The 17191-nt window shown below is 68.7% G+C and carries 22 protein-coding genes and 1 tRNA gene; 6 read left to right on the top strand and 17 right to left on the bottom strand.

The window, feature by feature from the left end; all coding sequences use genetic code 11:
* Positions 1 to 93: 93 nt before the first annotated feature.
* Complete coding sequence (locus tag VFO26_RS10365; RefSeq protein WP_325114898.1) at positions 94 to 294, top strand: hypothetical protein; 201 nt, start codon at positions 94 to 96, stop codon at positions 292 to 294.
* Positions 295 to 565: 271 nt separating this feature from the next.
* Here VFO26_RS10365 and VFO26_RS10360 read toward each other — a convergent pair whose 3' ends face one another.
* Genes VFO26_RS10360 through VFO26_RS10330 form a run of 7 tightly spaced genes read right to left on the bottom strand, consistent with a single transcriptional unit; the run spans position 566 to position 6477 of the window.
* Complete coding sequence (locus tag VFO26_RS10360) at positions 566 to 1180, bottom strand: hypothetical protein (RefSeq protein WP_325114897.1); 615 nt, start codon at positions 1178 to 1180, stop codon at positions 566 to 568.
* Between the two features lie 48 nt (positions 1181 to 1228).
* Positions 1229 to 1750 (bottom strand): adenine phosphoribosyltransferase, encoded by a 522-nt coding sequence (locus VFO26_RS10355; RefSeq protein ID WP_325114896.1) that lies wholly within the window; start codon positions 1748 to 1750, stop codon positions 1229 to 1231.
* Positions 1747 to 2439 carry a MerR family transcriptional regulator gene (locus VFO26_RS10350; protein ID WP_325114895.1) on the bottom strand — a complete coding sequence of 231 codons (693 nt, stop codon included), beginning with the start codon at positions 2437 to 2439 and terminating at the stop codon, positions 1747 to 1749. The genes VFO26_RS10355 and VFO26_RS10350 overlap by 4 nt, the downstream gene beginning before the upstream one ends.
* On the bottom strand, positions 2436 to 2891 hold the full coding sequence (locus VFO26_RS10345) for an FHA domain-containing protein (protein ID WP_325114894.1): 456 nt from the start codon (positions 2889 to 2891) through the stop codon (positions 2436 to 2438). Before VFO26_RS10345 ends, VFO26_RS10350 begins: the two co-directional genes overlap by 4 nt.
* Positions 2888 to 3364, bottom strand: coding sequence for a hypothetical protein (locus VFO26_RS10340; RefSeq protein ID WP_325114893.1), 477 nt, complete (start codon positions 3362 to 3364; stop codon positions 2888 to 2890). The genes VFO26_RS10345 and VFO26_RS10340 overlap by 4 nt, the downstream gene beginning before the upstream one ends.
* Positions 3365 to 3415: 51 nt before the next feature.
* Complete coding sequence (locus VFO26_RS10335; RefSeq protein WP_325114892.1) at positions 3416 to 5932, bottom strand: sugar phosphate nucleotidyltransferase; 2517 nt, start codon at positions 5930 to 5932, stop codon at positions 3416 to 3418.
* Positions 5929 to 6477 carry a CDP-alcohol phosphatidyltransferase family protein gene (locus VFO26_RS10330; RefSeq protein ID WP_325114891.1) on the bottom strand — a complete coding sequence of 183 codons (549 nt, stop codon included), beginning with the start codon at positions 6475 to 6477 and terminating at the stop codon, positions 5929 to 5931. The genes VFO26_RS10335 and VFO26_RS10330 overlap by 4 nt, the downstream gene beginning before the upstream one ends.
* Before the next feature lie 26 nt (positions 6478 to 6503).
* Between VFO26_RS10330 and VFO26_RS10325 the strand changes: the two genes are divergently transcribed.
* On the top strand, positions 6504 to 7520 hold the full coding sequence (locus VFO26_RS10325) for an amidohydrolase family protein (protein WP_325114890.1): 1017 nt from the start codon (positions 6504 to 6506) through the stop codon (positions 7518 to 7520).
* 133 nt (positions 7521 to 7653) lie between these two features.
* The gene (locus VFO26_RS10320; RefSeq protein ID WP_325114889.1) at positions 7654 to 8217 is read left to right on the top strand and encodes a tetratricopeptide repeat protein; all 564 of its coding nucleotides are present in this window, start codon (positions 7654 to 7656) and stop codon (positions 8215 to 8217) included.
* Here VFO26_RS10320 and VFO26_RS10315 read toward each other — a convergent pair.
* A complete protein-coding gene (locus VFO26_RS10315) occupies positions 8211 to 9257 on the bottom strand; it encodes a hypothetical protein (RefSeq protein ID WP_325114888.1) in 1047 nt (348 codons plus the stop codon). The two genes, VFO26_RS10320 and VFO26_RS10315, sit on opposite strands and share 7 nt — an antisense overlap.
* Positions 9258 to 9356: 99 nt before the next feature.
* Positions 9357 to 9668: a helix-turn-helix domain-containing protein gene (locus tag VFO26_RS10310; protein WP_325114887.1), complete on the bottom strand. Its 312-nt coding sequence runs from the start codon at positions 9666 to 9668 to the stop codon at positions 9357 to 9359.
* An 87-nt stretch (positions 9669 to 9755) separates the two neighbouring features.
* On the opposite strand from VFO26_RS10310, the gene VFO26_RS10305 reads away from it, so the two are divergent.
* Positions 9756 to 10115 carry a hypothetical protein gene (locus VFO26_RS10305; RefSeq protein WP_325114886.1) on the top strand — a complete coding sequence of 120 codons (360 nt, stop codon included), beginning with the start codon at positions 9756 to 9758 and terminating at the stop codon, positions 10113 to 10115.
* Positions 10116 to 10341: 226 nt separating this feature from the next.
* Here the strand turns inward: VFO26_RS10305 and VFO26_RS10300 are convergent, their stop codons facing one another.
* Entirely contained in the window at positions 10342 to 10725 is a 384-nt protein-coding gene (locus VFO26_RS10300; RefSeq protein WP_325114885.1) for a low affinity iron permease family protein, read from the bottom strand.
* Positions 10726 to 11052: 327 nt separating this feature from the next.
* Here VFO26_RS10300 and VFO26_RS10295 point away from each other — a divergent pair, with 327 nt between their 5' ends.
* Positions 11053 to 11724, top strand: a complete 672-nt coding sequence (locus tag VFO26_RS10295) for a hypothetical protein (protein WP_325114884.1) — start codon at positions 11053 to 11055, stop codon at positions 11722 to 11724.
* A 532-nt stretch (positions 11725 to 12256) separates the two neighbouring features.
* Here the strand turns inward: VFO26_RS10295 and VFO26_RS10290 are convergent.
* Both VFO26_RS10290 and VFO26_RS17990 read right to left on the bottom strand, forming a co-directional pair.
* Complete coding sequence (locus tag VFO26_RS10290; RefSeq protein ID WP_325114883.1) at positions 12257 to 12478, bottom strand: hypothetical protein; 222 nt, start codon at positions 12476 to 12478, stop codon at positions 12257 to 12259.
* Positions 12479 to 13382: 904 nt separating this feature from the next.
* Positions 13383 to 13634 carry a PxKF domain-containing protein gene (locus VFO26_RS17990; RefSeq protein WP_414653080.1) on the bottom strand — a complete coding sequence of 84 codons (252 nt, stop codon included), beginning with the start codon at positions 13632 to 13634 and terminating at the stop codon, positions 13383 to 13385.
* Positions 13635 to 13711: 77 nt separating this feature from the next.
* Here VFO26_RS17990 and VFO26_RS10285 point away from each other — a divergent pair, with 77 nt between their 5' ends.
* On the top strand, positions 13712 to 13888 hold the full coding sequence (locus tag VFO26_RS10285; protein WP_325114882.1) for a hypothetical protein: 177 nt from the start codon (positions 13712 to 13714) through the stop codon (positions 13886 to 13888).
* Positions 13889 to 14376: 488 nt separating this feature from the next.
* Here VFO26_RS10285 and VFO26_RS10280 read toward each other — a convergent pair whose 3' ends face one another.
* The 5 genes from VFO26_RS10280 to VFO26_RS10260 all read right to left on the bottom strand — a co-directional run bounded on the left by VFO26_RS10280 (position 14377) and on the right by VFO26_RS10260 (position 17122).
* Positions 14377 to 15207 (bottom strand): DUF2182 domain-containing protein, encoded by an 831-nt coding sequence (locus tag VFO26_RS10280; protein ID WP_325114881.1) that lies wholly within the window; start codon positions 15205 to 15207, stop codon positions 14377 to 14379.
* Between the two features lie 4 nt (positions 15208 to 15211).
* Positions 15212 to 15811, bottom strand: coding sequence for a DUF1326 domain-containing protein (locus tag VFO26_RS10275; RefSeq protein WP_325114880.1), 600 nt, complete (start codon positions 15809 to 15811; stop codon positions 15212 to 15214).
* 182 nt (positions 15812 to 15993) lie between these two features.
* Positions 15994 to 16164, bottom strand: a complete 171-nt coding sequence (locus tag VFO26_RS10270; protein WP_325114879.1) for a hypothetical protein — start codon at positions 16162 to 16164, stop codon at positions 15994 to 15996.
* 253 nt (positions 16165 to 16417) lie between these two features.
* Positions 16418 to 16492: transfer RNA gene (locus VFO26_RS10265), tRNA-Pro, on the bottom strand.
* Between the two features lie 267 nt (positions 16493 to 16759).
* Entirely contained in the window at positions 16760 to 17122 is a 363-nt protein-coding gene (locus tag VFO26_RS10260; protein ID WP_325114878.1) for a hypothetical protein, read from the bottom strand.
* Between the last annotated feature and the right edge of the window lie 69 nt (positions 17123 to 17191).

Raw genomic sequence — 17191 nt, 5'->3', positions numbered from 1 at the left:
TCTGGTCCGCGCGCAGCGACGATAGAAACCCTCCTCTGACGCCTGAATCGGGAGCCGACTCAGCCGCCGGGGCGCTCGTCTAGGATCGCGTCGATGCACCTGCGCATGCCGAGCATCGATCGAGGCGTCCAGAGCTTCCTCTGGGCGGTCGTGTTCTTCCTCTTCCTCTACTTCGGGATGCTCGCGATCGCGATCTCGAAGTCGACGGCGCTCGTCCTGTCGCTCGTCGCGGGCTTCGTGGTCTTCCTGTTCGTGCGCACGCGCGGCGACGCCGACCCGCGCGATCGGCGCTAGGCCACGCGTCCGATCCCCGCGCCGTTAGCGGCGTTCCGTGCTCAGGCTTCTGAGCAGCTTCCGCGCGAGGTCCGGCCCGAGCGCCTCCTCGAGACGCACCTTGGCGGGCGGGCGGCGACGCCCCGGGCGCCCCAGCGCGAGGCAGTCACGGAGGACGTGGAGATCGCGGGCACGTGTGTCCGCTGGAGGTGGTTCGACGGCTGATTCCATTTCATTCGCAATCGGCTGGAGGCCCGTCGGGGGGCGATCCCTCCCGGGAGTGAAAGGACAGTCACCCATCGAGGAGAAGGCGCCTCTCGTCGAAGGTGGCCGAGTCGAGCTCCGCACGGAACGCGTCGACCGTCCGGAGGGCGTCCTCCGCGAACACGTGGGGGACGACGCCGATCCGCGCGTCGGTGTGGAACGGCACGTCGACGTGCGACGGCGTGACCAGGTTGATGGACGTCGACCCGCAGACGGGGCAGCGAATCGCAACGGCGACGGTGTCGGGGCAGGGCGCTAGCCGCCGGAACGACGACGGCGTGACGGGACGCGGCGCGTTCTCCACGTAGCAGAAGAAGCACCACGGCCATTCCCCCCGCCCGATGTGCGCGGAGGCGATACCCGACAGCTCCGCGGCGAGGTCGTCCCGGCGTGACGTCATCAGGTTGACGTACGTCGTGCCGTCGTCCAGGCCGAGCGGCGCCCAGTCCAGGTCGTCGTGGCCCACGAGCGCGACGTGGTCGTCACCGCAGTCGCAGAGGAACACGACGCGGTAGACGGCCGGGTGTGCCGGCCCCGGGAGTCGGTCGATCTCGCGAAAGGAGGACAGGCGCACGCGGCGGCTCTCGGCCGCACTCGGGCACGGGAGGCGATAGGTGCCGGTGAGTGCGTCGACTCCACCCATGGACAAGGTGTAGCCGCCCCGCCGGACGGCGTCGAGGCCTGCGGTGGATCAGTAGGAGATCAGCGCGTGCACGTCGGTGCCCTCGAGCCTCTCCCGGCCGTCGAGGAACGTCAGCTCGATGACGAAGAGCGCGCCGACCACCTCGCCCCCCAGCCGTTCGACGAGCTCCACCTTCGCGTGGGCGGTCCCCCCGGTCGCGAGCACGTCGTCGAGGACGATCACGCGGGCGCCGGGGCCGATCGCGTCGGCGTGGATCTCGAGCGAGTCGGTGCCGTACTCGAGCTCGTACGTCGCCCGCACCTTCTCCCAGGGGAGCTTGCCGGGCTTCCGCGCCGGGACGAACCCGCAGCCGAGCTCGTACGCCAGCGCGCCGCCGAAGATGAAGCCACGCGCCTCGGCACCGAGGATGATGTCGGGATCGCGGGGACGCGCCCACTCGGCGAGGTGCTCGATGGTCGACCGGAAGGCCTCGGCGTGGCCGATCAACGGCATCAGGTCCTTGAAGATGATTCCCTCCACGGGGAAGTCCGGAACGTCGCGCACCATTGCCTTCAGCTCGTCGGTCGTCATCGCTCGGAGGCCTCCCGGAGGTCGCGGACGAGAAGGTGTTGGGCGAGCTCCGTGGCGACACCCGCGAGCGCCTCGAGATCCTCGAGCGCGGCGCGCCGTCGCGCCAGGTCGCGCGAGCGGAGCCCGCTGGCGACGAGTTGCTCGAGCAGCGCCGACTGGCGACCTGCCGCCGTCCGGAAGGCGCGCAGGTGCCGGGCGTCCAGACCGTGGTGTGCGAGGCGGCCACAGGCGGCCGCGATCTCGACGTCGCTCTCGCGGTAGATCCGCTCACCGGATTCGATCCGCGGCGTGACCAGGTCGTACTCCTCGAGCCTGCGTGCGAAGTCCGCCCCGATCCCCGCGCGCTCGCAGAACACGGCCAGGTCGAGCTCGCCGCTCGCGTCGCGGAGCGCCGGAGGACGTCGCTTGGGGCTGCCCGCTCCGGGCGCGTCGAGCGCGTCCTTGATCACGCGGAGCGGTAGGAACTCGTCGCGCTGGAGCCGCAGGATCGTCTCCAGGCGCTCGACGTCCCCCTCGGAGAAGAGCCGGTAGCCGCCGCGCGTTCGCCGCGGCCGCAGGAGCCCCTGATCCTCGAGGTAGCGGATCTTCGAGATCGAGATGTCGGGGAACTCGCCGCGCAGCCGCTCGCACACCGCCCCGATCGTGTGCAGCCGCGCCTGCGTCGTGGTGGGCTCGGTGGCGGTGCTCATGGCAGCAGGAAGGTCATCCGGTACTTGCCGATCTGTACTTCGTCATCGGCAGACAGCACCGTGCTCTCGATCCGGTGGCGGTTGACGAACGTCCCGTTCAGGCTCCCGAGGTCTCGAATCACGTACGTGGAGTCGCCCTCGCGGAGGATCTCGGCGTGCCGCCGGGAGACGGTCACGTCGTCGAGGAACACGTGGCAGTCGGGCGAGCGGCCGATGAGCGTCCTCAGGCCGGCTGTCTCGAAGGTCTCCCCCGCCCTGCCGCCTCCGGAGCGGACGACCAGCGCCGGGCCGCGCGCCTCGATTGCCTGGACGCCCTCCTCGACGTCTCCCGGCCCCAGGCTGAGGGTCGTCTCCCCCTGCTCGTCGCGACGCAGGTACGCGCCGCACCGGGCGCAGTAGTTCGATGCCTCCGGGTTCTGGAAGCCGCACTCCGGGCAGTACACGTGGCTCATCGAGATCCGCCGAGGATCGGGCCCAGCTCGTCGGGGTCGAGGTGGAGCCCGCGGCGCCGTCGTTCGCGCTCGGCACGCAGGATGTCGATGCGCCCGTGCAGGACGCGCCGATGGAGCGAGATGTCGTCTTCCTCGCGCTCGAGGCGGAGGATCATCGTGCGGAGGTCGTCGTCGGAGAGCGAAGGCACGTCGGGGAGGACCTCGCCCGGGTCGTCGGCGGGAGGATCGCCCGTCCCCTCGAAGAGCGGGCGTTCGAGCGCAGCCGGCGCCGGGAGGTCGAGCGTGCCGGCCTCGACCTGGCCGCGCAGGCGCGCCACCCGCTCCCCGCGGAGCGCGTCGATGCGCTCGTGGAGCTCTCGGCGACGGCGCGAGACGGCGTCCTCTTCGTCCTCCGTGCCACGGAGCAGTCGCTCCAGGTCGTCGTCGCTCAGGCTGGCGAAGTCGGGAAGCGCATCCACGGTGATCTCGAGCACCTTTCGTCGGGAACCATCGATTCAAGCAGCCGGACGGCCGAGGGGTCAACCTCAACTTGAGGCTTGCTCCAGGGTTCGCTGCTCGGCGGCGTCTCCCTGCACGATCGACTCGATCAGCGAGGCGACCTCGGTCGCCAGCTCGATCGTGAGCTCCTCGGTCGCGCCCTCGGCGAAGAGGTGGACGAGGGGCTCGTCGGGGTCGGGCAGCACCTGCACCCAGCCGCGCTCGTCGTATGCCTTGACCCCGTCCTGGAGGTCGACCCGGCGCGAGCCGAGGTGCTCGTTCAGGAGGCGCATCACGAGGCCCTTGCGGCCCCACGGGCACGGAAGCGCGCGGTGCATCAGCGTCGGCCGGGGCAGCTCGGCGACGAGCTCCGAGATCGAGCGCTCCTGGGTCGCCAGCAGCTCGAGCAGCTTGCAGACGGCGGTGACGGCGTCGTACCCGGGCACCACGTCGGGGAACACGAAGCCACCGGTCGGCGCAGCCGCCAGCACGACGCCCTCCTCGGTCGCGGCGCGGGTCAGCTCGCTCACCGAATGTGCCGTTCTCACCACCCTCAAATCCGAGCCCTGCACGAGCTCGTCGACGAGATCGCTCGCCGTGACGGGCACGGCGATCAGGCCGGAGCGGCCTGCCAGCGCGAGCAGCCGTACGACGAGCAGGAGGCCGAGGTCCGCCGGGACGGTGTCGCCGCGCTCGTCGACGAGCAGGAGCCGCTCGGCTGCCCGATCGAGGACGACGCCGAGGTGCGCCCGGACGCCGGTGACGATCTTGCGGGCATCGATCGGCTCGAGCTCCTCCCCCACTTCCTCGACGTAGAAGCCTCGCGCGCCGATCGCCTCGACGCCGAGGGGCCCGAGCACGAGCGGGAGCGTGAAGGCGGCCGGCGAGTACCCGTAGTCGACCGCGACCCGGAACCGACGCCGTCGGATCGACTCGACGTCGAGGGCGTCGAGGATGTCCTGCGCGTAGCTCTCGCGGACGCGCGCGGGGTACGTCGTCTCCCCCACCTCCGCGAACGTCGCACGGCGGAGCTCCTGGCGGCTGAAGTGCTTCTCGACCTCCTTCTGGAGCTCGGACGTCATCTGGTTGCCGGGCCACTCGAAGACGCGGACGTGGATCACCTCGGGGTCGATGCTCGAGCGGCCCACGTGGATGCCCGCCTGGAGGGCCTGTGTCTTGAGGACGTGACGGGTCACGGCGGCCGGCGAGATGCGCAGGTCGGCCACGTGGACACCGGTCGAGGTGAGGCCGGCGATGAGCGCCCGCTGGATCATGCGGCACGCGTCCGCCGAGGCGCGGCTCGCGACGACGCGGTCGCCTCGCCGGAGCGCCGTGCCGAGCGCGGCGGCGAGCCGGACGGCGGTCTCGGGGGTGAGGTCGACGTTCACGAGGCCCGTGGCGCCGTCGCGGCCGAAGGGCGTGGTCGTGGCCCGTGTCTCCCAGACGACGCTCTCGTGGATCTGGGCGCCGGTCTCGATCTCCTTGAACGGGTAGACACGGACGCCCGGGAAAAGGCTCGCTTCCGGCCCGATCGTCACCTGGTCGCCGATCGCGACCCCCTCGTGCACCCGAACGTGGTCGCGGAGGTCGCACCCCCGGCCGAGGATGGCGCCCTCGACGACCGCGCTGCGGCCGAGGTACGTGCCCGCGTCGATCACGCTCCGCTCGACGCGCGCCCCCTCGCGGACGATCACCCCCCGCGACAGCACCGAGTAGGGGCCGATCGAGGCGCCGTCGGCGATGCGGCAGTTGACGCCGATGAACGCCGGGCCTTCGACGCCCTCGACCTCCCCGATGTCGACCTCCTCGCTGACCCACACGTTGCCGCGGAGGCGGAGTCCCGGCACCTCGAGCTGCACGCGACCGTCGAGCGCGTCGAAGTTCGCCTGGCGGAACTGGTCGAGGTTGCCGATGTCCTGCCAGTAGCCGCCGAGGACGTGCCCGTAGATGGGACGACCCATCTCGAGCAGCAAGGGGAACAGCTCCTTGGAGAAATCGTAGGGCCCGTCCGCCGGGATGTGGCGCAGCACCTCCGGCTCGAGCACGTAGATCCCCGTGTTGATCGTGTCGGAGAAGACCTGTCCCCAGGACGGCTTCTCCAGGAACCGCTCGACGCGGCCGTCCTCGTCGGTGACGACGATCCCGAACTCGAGTGGGTTGTCCACCGACTTGAGCCCGATCGTGACCGCGGCCCCCTTCGCCTTGTGCGCCTCGACGAGCTCCGTCAGGTCGACGTCGCAGAGCGCGTCGCCGGAGATCACGATGAACGTCTCGTCCAGCCGCTCGCGCGCGAGCCTGACCGACCCCGCGGTGCCGAGCGGCTGCTCCTCGACGGAGTAGTCGATGTCGATGCCGAGCGACTCCCCGTCGCCGAAGTACGAGCGGATCGCCTGCGGCATGAACGCGACCGTCACGACCACCTCCGTCATGTCGTGCCGTCGCAGCAGGTCGATGATGTGCTCCATGCACGGCTTCCCGACGATCGGGACCATCGGCTTCGGCTGATTCGACGTCAGCGGGCGGAGCCTCGTCCCTTCGCCGCCCGCCATCACCACGGCCTTCATTCGCGCACCTCACGCATCGCCTTCGCCACATACTGCCCGGCGGCGATCACGGCGAGGACCAGGCTCGCCCAGAAGAGGGCCAGCGGCCACCACGTGTCGCGCTCGGTCACGAGCACGAACGCGAGCGAGGCATACAGGCCCCAGGTGGCGATCTTGCCCAGCCGGGACACCTCGAGCTGATAGCCCCGAGGGGCGACCAGCTTGTAGCCGCCGACGAGGAGCAGGTCACGGAGCAGGATCACGAGCGCGACCCACGGCAGTCGGTCGTAGACAACGAGCAGCACCACGCAGACGTCGATCATCAGGCGATCGGCGAGCGGGTCCGCCACCTTCCCGAACGCCGACTCGACCTGCCAGCGACGGGCGAGCCAGCCGTCCACCTGGTCGGTCGTCGCCGCGAGGGCGAAGACCACGCCCGCGGGCCAGCTCGGGCCGTCCTGGTCGCGCACCAGCAGCACGACGAAGAGAGGGATCGCCGCGAACCGCAGCACCGTCAGCGCGTTGGGCAGCTGGCGGAGCGGCGCGGAGACCGTCGAGCTCGACATCCGACACTAGGTTAGTGTCGTCGCCCGTGACGCGAGCGGTCACGCTCCCCGGCTTCGTCAACGCCCACAGCCACGCGTTCCAGCGGGCGCTGCGGGGCCGGGCCGCCGGCCGCGACTTCTGGGCCTGGCGCGAGGGGATGCTCGCCGAGGCGAAGCGCCATTCACCGGACACCGTGCGCGAGCTCTACGCGCGCACGTACGCGGAGATGCGCGCGGCGGGCTATACCGCGGTCGGCGAGTTCCACTACCTCGGGCTCGACACGGCCCTCGCCGCCGCGGATGCGGCGGCCGAAGCCGAGATCGCGTTCGTCTGCCTCCACGTCGCGTACGCCCGCGGAGGCCCGGAGGGGATGCGTCAGGACTCGGTGAGCGCCTACGTCGCCGAGGTCGAGCGGCTCCGGGAGCGTGAGATCGCCGTCGGCATCGCGCCCCACTCCGTCCGCGCATGCCCGCGCGAGTGGCTCGAGGAGCTGGGGCGCTACGCCTCGGCGGAGGGCCTCGTGCTCCACGTGCACGCGGACGAGCAGCCGCGGGAGGTCGAGGAGTGCCTCGCCGAGCACGGCCTGCGCCCCATCGAGCTGCTCGCAGACTGCGGCTGCCTGGGGAGCCGCACCACGGTCGTCCACGCGACGCACGCCAACGGCGTCGAGCTCGACCTGCTCCGGGACAGCGGCTCGACGATCTGCGCCTGCCCGACGACAGAGGCCGACCTCGGGGACGGCTTCCTCCCCGCTCTCCGCGTGCGACATCGGGGCATTCCGCTGTGCATCGGATCGGACTCGAACATCCGCATCGATCCGTTCGAGGAGCTCAGGGAGCTGGAGGGCATCGCACGGCGCCAGGGGGGAAAGCGCGGCGTCTTCCCCACCGACGAGCTTCTCCAGATCGGAGGCGCGAACGGCGCACAGGCGCTCGGCCTGGAGGTGTGGGACGAGATCAGCGTCGACACGGGGCACCGCTCGCTGCAGGGCGTTGCCCCGGAGCACCTCCACGCGGCGCTCCTCGCCGGGTGCTCCGCAGACGTCGTGATCCCGCCCGGCTGAGCCGACGGAGCCCCGGCCGGGCCTGTCTCGTGGGGGCCACGTCCTCGTGCCGTGGCTGCGTGCCGGGCACGGAGCCGTGTCCCGATCGGGCACGCCTCGGCCAGGGAGCGACGCCCCGCTAGGCTGCGCCTCGATGGACGTCACCGAGCAAACCTTCGACGACGCGGTGCTGCAGCGCTCGCACGAGGTGCCGGTGGTCGTCGACTTCTGGGCCGAGTGGTGCGGGCCGTGCCACGCCCTGGCGCCGATCCTCGAGGGCGAGGTCGCGGCGCGGGACGGCGCGGTCGAGCTCGTCAAGGTCGATGTCGACGCGAACCAGGGCCTCGCCGCGCAGTTCGGCGTCAGCGGGATCCCCGCCGTCAAGGCGTTCCGCGGCGGGAAGATGGTCAAGGATTTCGTCGGAGCGCAGTCCCGCACATCGGTTGCCGCCTTCCTCGACGACGTGCTCGCTCCCCCGCGCGCCGACACGCTGGTGGAGGAGCTCCGTGCGAGTGGTGAGCTGCCCGAGGTCGTCGAGGCGCTCGACGCGGGCGACGTCGAACGGGCCCTCACGTGGATCGTCGACGCGGTGCCGGCCGCGGGCGACCCCGAGCGTGAGCGGCTCCGCGAGGTGGCGGTCGCGCTGTTCGAGCAGGTCGGCCAGGACGATCCGGTCGTCTCCGGCTTCCGCCGAAAGCTCGCGACAGCCCTCTACTGAGACTTTGCGGCCCCGACGCGCGTCCGGGAGACGGGCTCCGCGGTGGGCGTGACTCCGCGGAGCCGGTCCACCCAGTACGTCGTGCGGTCGAGGTAGGCCCGCTGGGCGCGCGGGCCCCGCAGGCCCCACGCCCCGTCGTACGTCTGGTAGGGCCCCTTCGCCTTCCGCGCAGGCTCGATCTGCGTGCCCTCGTGCCACTCGTTGTAGCTCGTGATCGTCACGACGTCGGGGTTCGCCCTGACGGCTGCCTGCCACATGTGGTCGTACCACCGTCCGTCGCTTCGGTTGCGGATGCGCGCCTCGCCCGTAGCCCGGTAGGCGTCGAAGCCCGGGCCGACCGAGGGGGCGCACGCAAGCCCGAGCTGCCGGGCGCTGGCACACATCCGCCCGAACGACCTGCCGTCGTACACGAGCACGTCGTACGTGTAGAGGCCCTGGAAGCCCCCTCTGAGCGCCTTGCCGGGCAAGGACGTGTGCGCAAACACGCGGAGCCCCGCCAGGCTCACGAGGTCCGCAAGGGCAGCCCGCCAGTCCTCGTCGAGATCGTGGCCCGAGTCGTACACGTACACGTCGCGGATGCCGAGGTCGAAGATGGCCGGTAGCGCCCTCGCGACGCCGGCCGGGGTTCGGCCCGCCCACGGCTCCACGTGCAGCGCAACGTCGAGGCCCGCCGCCCGCGCGGCCGCCGCCACCGGCAGAAGACGGGAGTCCTCGACCGAGCCGGGCCCCCACCAGGAGACGATCACCGTCCCGATCCCCGTCGCCGCGATCTCGCGCATCTGGGCGCGGACCACGGACGAGACGCCCGAGGAGTACGGCCCTCGAGTCGGGTAGTAGTTCGAGCCGATCTCCTGCGGCGGGGCGTGCTGTCCCTGGCCCCAGTGCATCCACTCGCCGTCCACGTCTGGCGTCCCGTACCACGCGTAGTAGAAGATCGCTGCTTCAGGCGCGGGCCGGTCGATCGGCAGGGGCGCGCCGGTACCGCCGCCCACTGCCACGAGCGCCGCTCCAATCGCCGCAATGAAGGCCGCGCGCCGCATCGAACGCGCGGATCCTACTGTGCGGCCCGGCTCGTGAGAAGCCGGGCCTACCTATTCGGTGGGCCAGTTCGTAACGGCCAGACGTTTCCCGACCGGCAGCTACTCGTCGTCGGGCGTCAGGAGGTCGATCAGGCCACCGATCTCCTTGTCGAACTGGGCCGGGTGACGCATCCGGATGTCCCGGTGGATCGTGTAGTGGCTTCGACGCCCCACCCGAGTGCTCTCCACGTGGCCCGACTCGACCAGATCCGCGACGATGCGCTGGGCCGCCCGCTCGGTGATCCCTACCACTTCTGCGATCTCGCGCGTCCGGATGTCCGGATCACGGGCGATCGCGAGCAAGACCTGGGTGTGGTTGGTGACGAATCGCCAGGCCTTCTGGCCGTTGCTGTCGTTGTTCGTGCTTGACATACGAACTTTTTTTCGTATTATCTTTGTCGCGTATTCGGTTTCGTCACAAGCATAGCGCATAACTCGGTCGTAGGGAGGCGATCGTCAATGGCCGTCGAGAACCACAATCGCTCGGAAGGCACACGCCCTTCGGAGGTCGCTCACCGGCAGTCGTACGTGCGTCGGGTCAACGAGGGTGCCGAGGCACTGCCGCAGAACTGCGACGCGGACGAAGTGAGCATCCTGTGCGAGTGCGGCCGCGGAGAGTGCACCAGCACCCTCCAGCTGAACGGCGAGGTCTACCGGAGCGTCCGACGTCAGGCCACCTGGTTCATCGTGATCGATGGGCACGAGGTCCCCGAAGTCGGTCGGGTGAAGCAGAGGCGTGGGACGTGGACGATCGTCGAGTCCACGTACTCGCCGAACGGCACCGAGGTGGCGAGTGACCTCGTGCACGAGGGCCCCTGACCGCCGGGAGCGAGGTTCGCCGGGCCGGCGGCACGGGCCCATGGGACAGACTTGGCGGCTCACGACCCCAAGCACCCCGAGCTGCGGAAAGCCGCGCGGTAGCTGGTCCGTCCCCACAACGGTGGCCCCTCCGGGGCGGTGGCAGGTGCTCGGAGCCGCCGGAGGCATCATCGCCGTCCGGTGGGCTCCAAACCGTCGGCTCGCGCCGGTGAACTCCAGCGGGGCGTCAGTCCAGCCTCTCGATCCCGACGGCCTCCCGGAGCTCGCGCATGTCGGCCTGGAGCCGAGCGTTCTCGGGGGCGATGCCTTCCATCAGATCGGCCAGCCCGTCGGCCAGCGCGTCCAGCTTCTCGTGCATGGCGACCTCGTTCCGTCGCTGGGAGTTTTGAAGCAGGGCGACGAGCAGGAAGGTGACGATCGTCGTCGCGGTGTTGATCACGAGTTGCCACGTGTCGAGGCTCCCGAAGACGAAGTAGCTCGGCACCCAGATCAGCACGAGCGCGACGCAGGCGAGGAAGAACCCCGCGTCGCTCGTGAGGTCCGATGCCCGTTCGGCAAAGCGATCGAACGCCCCGGCGCCACGGACCGTCTGCGGCCGATCCTCGACCATCCCGTCGGGATTCAGGAGCCCGCCGGACAGTCCTCCAGGCGGACGCGAGCCTCGGCGCTCAACCCGGGCACGCCGGCTGCCGACATAGAGCTAGCGCCCCGGAGTTCTCTCCAGCACACCGGGGCGCATTCCGCACCGCTGCTCGGCGTGTTCGACGTGGCGGTCCTGTGCGAGTGACGCGGTGTCCAGGCCCATCATGTTCGGCCACGAGCATGTCATCTACCTCGGCAACGGTGAATGGCAGCCACTCGACGACCCGCGTACTCCTAGATGAACTCGCTCCGTAGCTTGTGGACCGCTCGTGCACCTCGTAGGATCGCGCACGCGGTGCGCTTCGCCATCTCACTCTTCGTAGCGTTGACCGCACTCGGGCTGGTCGCGTGCACCGGTGATGAAGATGAGGCGACCGCGCCCGTCCCGCTAGCGCAGCGATTCGTGACGGGAGAGGATGCGCCCGGGTCGAAGCCTGACCCCGTCGAGACGCGGCAGACGACCGTGGAATTCGACGAGTTCATCGCGACACTCAACGAGCGGGCAGTCGACCCCGACAACGAAGAGATAGCCGAGGCGTTCCCGGAGGCCGGCTTCAAGAGCGCGGGCGTGGACACACGCTTCTACGGAGAGACCCATACACCCGGCCAATCCACCCATGTCGTCAGCTCGTTCGTCGAGCTCGCGTCCGAAGACGAGGCGACCAGCGCACTCGAGTGGCTAGAGGCAGACGTGAGGAAGCCATGTCCCGGGAGCTGCGCTGTGCGCACAAGCACCTTTGACGTGGATGACCTTCCGGGCGGACGCGGCGTCCATTCGAGTGCGACGGCCGAGGACATCGAGAGGGTCGGCAACTCAGACCAACAACCCTTCGAGGGCTACTGGGTGGGATTCATCAACGGCGGAATCGCGTACACCGTCGACCTCTTCGGACGGCCCGGGTCAGTATCCGAGGAGCAGGCTCTGGAGATCGCGAGTGCTTACTACGACCGGTTGACCGGGGCGTAGGTCATCGCGTCTCAGTCCTGCCGCCAGAGCCCTGCCCGCGCGACACTTCACGACGGGCCGGACACGTTCAGACGAACGACTTCTTGGCCCGTTCGGTCGACCTGACCGCCGCCTCACCATTTCTCTCCCTAGGGGGTTTCGCCGGCGCGTCCCTCGGGTACCCCGATACCAGCGAGGGGGAAACTCTGTTTGGCCGCAGAAGCGGAGTCTCGATGTTTCGAGAACGGAGTCCCCACGTGAGACACGAAGTGGACGGCAACGAGATGGCCGTTGGTGCCGCGTGGATGTGGTGCGTTGCCGGCTGCCTCGCCTGGTGGGTGCTGGTTGCCTGGGCCGTCGAGCGGGTCGTTTAGCCGACGCGCCTTGGCATCGCCGCGAGCTCTGACTCGCGTCGCCGATACGAAGTATTCTTGATCTGCGTCCAGCCGCGATAGCCAGGGCGGCAACACGGTTGCGGCGCTTGGGCACGACCTCTTCGAGACCTGATCGACAACGGCGTCGAACAGCGCCGTTCCGTTCTCGAATACGTCACTCAGGCGCACGCTCGTCGTTCCACGCCGAGCTCCTCGAGCAGCGCACGGCGTACGCGCAGCACGTCGAACGCCACGGACGTCACCCGGATCGAGCGGGTGCCGTGGAGGACGCGCTCGCAGAGCAGCGGCCAATGCGGTGCGCCCTTATCGTCGAAGGCGACGAGCTCGCCGTCGACACTAGACCGTGTTGGAGAACGCGAGCTCGAGACGTGGTTCGTCATGTGCCAGCCGCGCCGGCTCCGAACCCGTTCTCGGTCGAGACGATCCTCGGAACCCGTCCCACTCGAGCTCGGAGGCCCACTGATCGCCGTCGGGCAGAGCGCCGGGGCGCAGCAGCATCGGACGAGGAAGCATGGCCGGCCCGCGACGATGGCCGACCACCGGCGGCGCCGGAGTGCAAGACTGAAGGTTGCGGCGCCGTTACCGACGTTCCCTTCCCCCGGAACTGTCGACGGCGAACCGTCACCGCACCGGCCCGCCGGAAACCAGCTCCCCCGAGCTGTCCGGCGGGCCGTGCGGCCCATCAATGGCGTTCCCTTCCCCCAGGTAACGCGGGATCGAGTATCCGACGCAGGCCGCACGCGCCACACCAATCGTTGGTCCAGGCCGTTGCTCTACCTATGACTAGGAGCCGACCAGCGCCGGCGCTCCGCGCTGGGCCTCCCCCATCGCGGCCGTACGCGATGCGTCACACGTCGACAACAGAAACCCGTTCTTAGCAGGGGGTTTCTCTCATCGGGGCGCCGAGGTTCGAACTCGGGACCTCTAGTCCCCCAGGTATGCCGAGTGTTGACGCGAGGGAAACAGAAGAGCGGAACCGCCTGTTTCGCAGGGATCTTTACGAAACAGCCTCCCCCTGGGACGGCCCCAATCGCGACGATGGCCCCCGGGTGAGAGGGCCGTCGTGCGGGTACTGCTGGTGACGTCGCGCGGATCTGGACGCGAACATCAACGGCGTACTCGGACTATCGGCCGGACAAGCGAAACCCGGGACCGCCCGCCGGACAGTTAGGGGCTGAGCTTGTGCCACCCCATCAGGCTCACACCTCAGCGCTGACTCCTAAGCGCCTCGGCAGGCAAAGCCGGCGAGGGCGCTAAAGGCCCTCGCCGGCTTCGGTTCGTCGCTTACTTGAGTCTGAAGAACGCGACCAACGATGAGCCGTCTTGCGTTGTCATCGTGACGGAGTAGCACCTGCCCGGTTGCTTGGGCGTCTGCCAGTTGTAGACGAACTGGCCGGCCGTGGCGTCGTAACGCAGAGTCGTTGCGCGTGTCGCGCTCGCCTCGATGTCATCGACTGATGCGGTGGCATCACAAGCGACCTCGCCCGCTCTGAGCGACTTGATCGAGGATCCGTCGCGTCTCGTCCTTGCGGACATCGGAGGTGATTCGCTCGGACGGGGCCACGAACTTGGCAACGTTGCCTCGGTGCGCTACGCCATCCACCGAGTGCCTGATGCTGCTCGACGATGCGGTGAGCTTCAGTCAGGCGCTCGGGGAGCTCTACAGAGCCCACACAAGAGCGCCACTGCCTTACGAGGTCCCCGAGCTGGAGGAACTGGAAGACGCCGCCGGCAAGGCGCGACCCGCACGCGGCGCAGGCTTCCGCCAGAACAGGAGGAACGCGACCTGATCGAGGACATGCCGTCGCCGTCGCGTCCGCTTACTACAAGGCTGCTGGGTGGACGGTGAAGAAGCGCGGAGCGCCGTTCGACCTAGAACTCACACGCGGAACCGAGCGATGCACCGTTGAAGTGAAGGGCACAACCTCAATGGGCGAAGGGGGGCCGTCGACCCTCGGGGAGGTCAGGCACGGACCTCGCGTATTCGCGGCAGCCCAGCTCCGCCGCGATGTCCTGGCGACTTGGCTTCGGCTCTGGTCGCCCTGTTGTGTCAGGCGCCGCTGCCCGCTGCCCGCCGGCCTCGGTGATCTGGCGCCCCCCTCGCGGTGATCACGGCGCTGGGGGCTGATGCCGGGGCCGGGGCTCCCAAGCTGTTCGCGTTTCCACCCGACCGGAGCTACCTCAGCCTCCACGTTGCAGAGCACCCCTACGCCCTCGTCCCACATCTTGGCCTGGGCGGGCGCAGTCACTGCAGTGACGCGCTAGCCGATCTGGCAGGCTAAGGGCTCATCTCGTCCATCGGAGCCATCGAGTCGCCCCCCGGAATGGTGAGCGCGGGGATCGTGTCAGGAGCGGCGAGTAACAGTACTCCGAGCACAAGCAGAATCGTCGCGGTCCCATAAGTCGCGGCACGACGCGACGGAATCAGCTTCTCGAATGCGATGAGCCCAGCGACCACCGCCATCCAAACGATGCTCATGACCCCGAGCGCGAACAGCGATGCCATCAGCGCCCAGCAACAGCCGATACACCACGCCCCGTGCCTCGCGCCCATTTGGACGGCGCCCGAGTGTCCGCTACGCCAGGAGCCGAGCAAGAACCCGAGCGGACTTCGGCACTTTCCGAGGCAAGCGTCCTTTACCGGTGTCAGCTCGTAGATCGCAGCGACGATCAAGGTTCCTCCTGCTATCCAGCGACCGGCGCGATCCCATGCGAGCAGATCACCCGAGATCCATCCGCCAACGGTCGCCGCAGCGAAGGCGAGGAATCCGACGCTTGTCCATGCGAGGAGGTAGCCGGTGGTGAACACGAGCGGTGCGAGCGGAGACCGGCTCTTGGTCATGCGCGAGTAAAGCGCAACCGTCGGAGCGACCGACGGAAACATCATTGCCGCCATCATCACGACCCAGACCCCCGCAAACCACCCGAGCGATCCGAGATTCGTCCACGGCCCGCCGTCCATGTCTTGCATTTCGTCCGCCGTCCACAACCAGCCGACTGCGGCGAGACCGAAGAGAAGGGCGATCAGCCCGAGCCGCACCCGGGCAGCGGCGAAAGCCGGCGCGAGGCCCGCAGTACCGGGAGCGTGTTCGTGGGTCGACGCGGTCAAGGGCTCAAGCGGCCCACGAGAAGGGTGCCGACAGCCCCGTCTTCCCCTCGTACTCGATCCCGAAGGCGCTTATCTGTGACCGCGTCGCTTCGGCAGCGGTCAACTCCGAGGCGACAGGGTGGAACACGCCCGTTAGGCGAGCGGGCTCCCCGGTCTCGATGCCGAACGGCACGATGTCCTCGACCTCGAAGTCGATCGCACTCCCGATCCGGACACTGTGGCGAAGGCCTTCCTCGACAACCTCGATCGGAGCTCGCTCGACGCCGAGCACCTCGCCGATCAGCGGGGCCAACCCTGCCATCGGCCCGCCCTTCTGCCCGCCGAAGACGGCGGTCAGCTTCTCTACCTGGTCGTCGGTCGCGTCCTCGTCGACAAACATGCCGAGACGCCAGTTGCCTTCCGTCATGACCTTGGGCGTGTCTGCGATGACGGCGACTGTACGTCCGCTGACGTCTGTCCCTTCGACGTCGCCCTCTGCGACGTTGAAGACGAGCGTGACTCGGCAGTAGTCGTAGGTCGCGCCGTGGTCGAACGAGAAGTTGCATGGGCACATGAGCTCGCAGGAGCACGTCTCGAAGTAGCTGCCCTTGAGATTCCAGGACACGTCGACCCCCTTCTCCGGGAATTGGCCGAGGCGATTCTCAGCCCATGGACGCGTTGTGTCAACTGTCGCGACCGAGCCGAGAGGTTGTGTGCACCCACCTCCTCACGAACCCACCATCACGCTCACGGCGATGTCTCGCGCCATGCGTCCCAAGCACGTCGGCCGTAGAGCGGAGTCGACCCCTACAGCTCGCGGCGCGCGCGCTCGGAAACGCCTTCGACAAAGCCGCCGCCGACACGCTCGTTCGACCAGCCTCCAACGATGACGAGCTCGATGTAGGGCGGGTCCGCATCAGCGGTTCCTGGAGCCCTGCTATTGAAGTCCTTCACCGACATGCTGATCTCGGTTCGCATCTTTCGAGCTGCCCAACTGAGGCGCGCCGTCCTCGACCCTGCGATAGGCGGCGACAAGGATTGGGACGTCGCGCGACGCCCACGTGCTTCAACACTGCTGCCGGAACCTACGAGGCCTCGGTCATGTGCGCCAAATGTGCGCCAGTGTGCACCGGATTCCTGCGGTCTTGAGCGTGTTCGCGCGGTAGATCCAGACGGGGACTCTGACGCCGAAACTCCCGCTAATGCGAGGGTTTCGGGCTTGTCCAGATGATCGGGGCGCCGAGATTCGAACTCGGGACCTCTAGTCCCCCAGACTAGCGCGCTAACCAGGCTGCGCCACGCCCCGCGACGCATGAATGCTAGCGATCCGGCTCCCTGGGCGTCGGCCGTGGCTACAGAAGCGGCCCTCCGTGGCTACACCTGGCCGCCGACCCGGCACACTTTCAGGCGTGGCAACGTGCGAGTCATCCCCACCCGACGGCCCGCAGGGCTAGGGCGGGGCGAAGGCGACGAGCGGATTCGAAACGCTGTGCCTTGCGTTTCGGCCGCTCGGTTGACGGACGCCAAGTGGGGGACCGGCGTAGCCCCCCACTGTTTGCTTGGCGTTTCAGGTCTATTCGATGCGCCCGTTCTTCCACGTAAAGGACTCGTCGAGGCACGTGGCGGCGACGATGGTCCAGCTCATGATCCGGAGGAGCGGACGGGTCGGGTGGACCTTGCAGGTCTTGTAGGTGCAGGTGGCGACCTTCGTTCCGTTCTCCATCTTCACCGTCCAGGTCCCACCCATGTTCAGACATGCCGCTTCCGCCTCTGCGGCCGAGATCGCACTCGCAACCTTGATCGGCTCGTGCGGCACCTGGGCGTACTGAGCACCAGTCATCTTCACAACTCTCGGAGCCGCCGCGTGAGCAGTCCCAGCGAGCGCGGCGATGGCCACCGCCGCTCCTATGACGACCAAGGTGATTCGGGTCTTCATGACACTTCCTCCGTTCGCGTGAATGAACTTCCGCTGTCAGCTAGGAAGCGTCCGGCACGTTCCTCAAGG

It is taken from the genome of Gaiella sp. (assembly GCF_035710885.1).
In the GTDB taxonomy this organism is placed as follows: domain Bacteria; phylum Actinomycetota; class Thermoleophilia; order Gaiellales; family Gaiellaceae; genus Gaiella.
This window is presented reverse-complemented; position numbering and strand designations above follow the sequence as displayed.

What these genes read in the sequence shown, in the direction of transcription:
- VFO26_RS10305 (WP_325114886.1), top strand. Translation starts at nt 9,756, where the DNA reads ATGGCCGTCGAGAACCACAATCGCTCGGAAGGCACACGCCCTTCGGAG.
- VFO26_RS10355 (WP_325114896.1), bottom strand. Translation starts at nt 1,750, where the DNA reads ATGACGACCGACGAGCTGAAGGCAATGGTGCGCGACGTTCCGGACTTC.
- VFO26_RS10365 (WP_325114898.1), top strand. Translation starts at nt 94, where the DNA reads ATGCACCTGCGCATGCCGAGCATCGATCGAGGCGTCCAGAGCTTCCTC.
- VFO26_RS10300 (WP_325114885.1), bottom strand. Translation starts at nt 10,725, where the DNA reads ATGGTCGAGGATCGGCCGCAGACGGTCCGTGGCGCCGGGGCGTTCGAT.
- VFO26_RS10345 (WP_325114894.1), bottom strand. Translation starts at nt 2,891, where the DNA reads ATGAGCCACGTGTACTGCCCGGAGTGCGGCTTCCAGAACCCGGAGGCA.
- VFO26_RS10310 (WP_325114887.1), bottom strand. Translation starts at nt 9,668, where the DNA reads ATGTCAAGCACGAACAACGACAGCAACGGCCAGAAGGCCTGGCGATTC.
- VFO26_RS10270 (WP_325114879.1), bottom strand. Translation starts at nt 16,164, where the DNA reads ATGCGAACCGAGATCAGCATGTCGGTGAAGGACTTCAATAGCAGGGCT.
- VFO26_RS10335 (WP_325114892.1), bottom strand. Translation starts at nt 5,932, where the DNA reads ATGAAGGCCGTGGTGATGGCGGGCGGCGAAGGGACGAGGCTCCGCCCG.
- VFO26_RS17990 (WP_414653080.1), bottom strand. Translation starts at nt 13,634, where the DNA reads ATGTCCGCAAGGACGAGACGCGACGGATCCTCGATCAAGTCGCTCAGA.
- VFO26_RS10320 (WP_325114889.1), top strand. Translation starts at nt 7,654, where the DNA reads ATGGACGTCACCGAGCAAACCTTCGACGACGCGGTGCTGCAGCGCTCG.
- VFO26_RS10285 (WP_325114882.1), top strand. Translation starts at nt 13,712, where the DNA reads ATGCTGCTCGACGATGCGGTGAGCTTCAGTCAGGCGCTCGGGGAGCTC.
- VFO26_RS10260 (WP_325114878.1), bottom strand. Translation starts at nt 17,122, where the DNA reads ATGAAGACCCGAATCACCTTGGTCGTCATAGGAGCGGCGGTGGCCATC.
- VFO26_RS10350 (WP_325114895.1), bottom strand. Translation starts at nt 2,439, where the DNA reads ATGAGCACCGCCACCGAGCCCACCACGACGCAGGCGCGGCTGCACACG.
- VFO26_RS10330 (WP_325114891.1), bottom strand. Translation starts at nt 6,477, where the DNA reads ATGTCGAGCTCGACGGTCTCCGCGCCGCTCCGCCAGCTGCCCAACGCG.
- VFO26_RS10290 (WP_325114883.1), bottom strand. Translation starts at nt 12,478, where the DNA reads ATGACGAACCACGTCTCGAGCTCGCGTTCTCCAACACGGTCTAGTGTC.
- VFO26_RS10360 (WP_325114897.1), bottom strand. Translation starts at nt 1,180, where the DNA reads ATGGGTGGAGTCGACGCACTCACCGGCACCTATCGCCTCCCGTGCCCG.
- VFO26_RS10315 (WP_325114888.1), bottom strand. Translation starts at nt 9,257, where the DNA reads ATGCGGCGCGCGGCCTTCATTGCGGCGATTGGAGCGGCGCTCGTGGCA.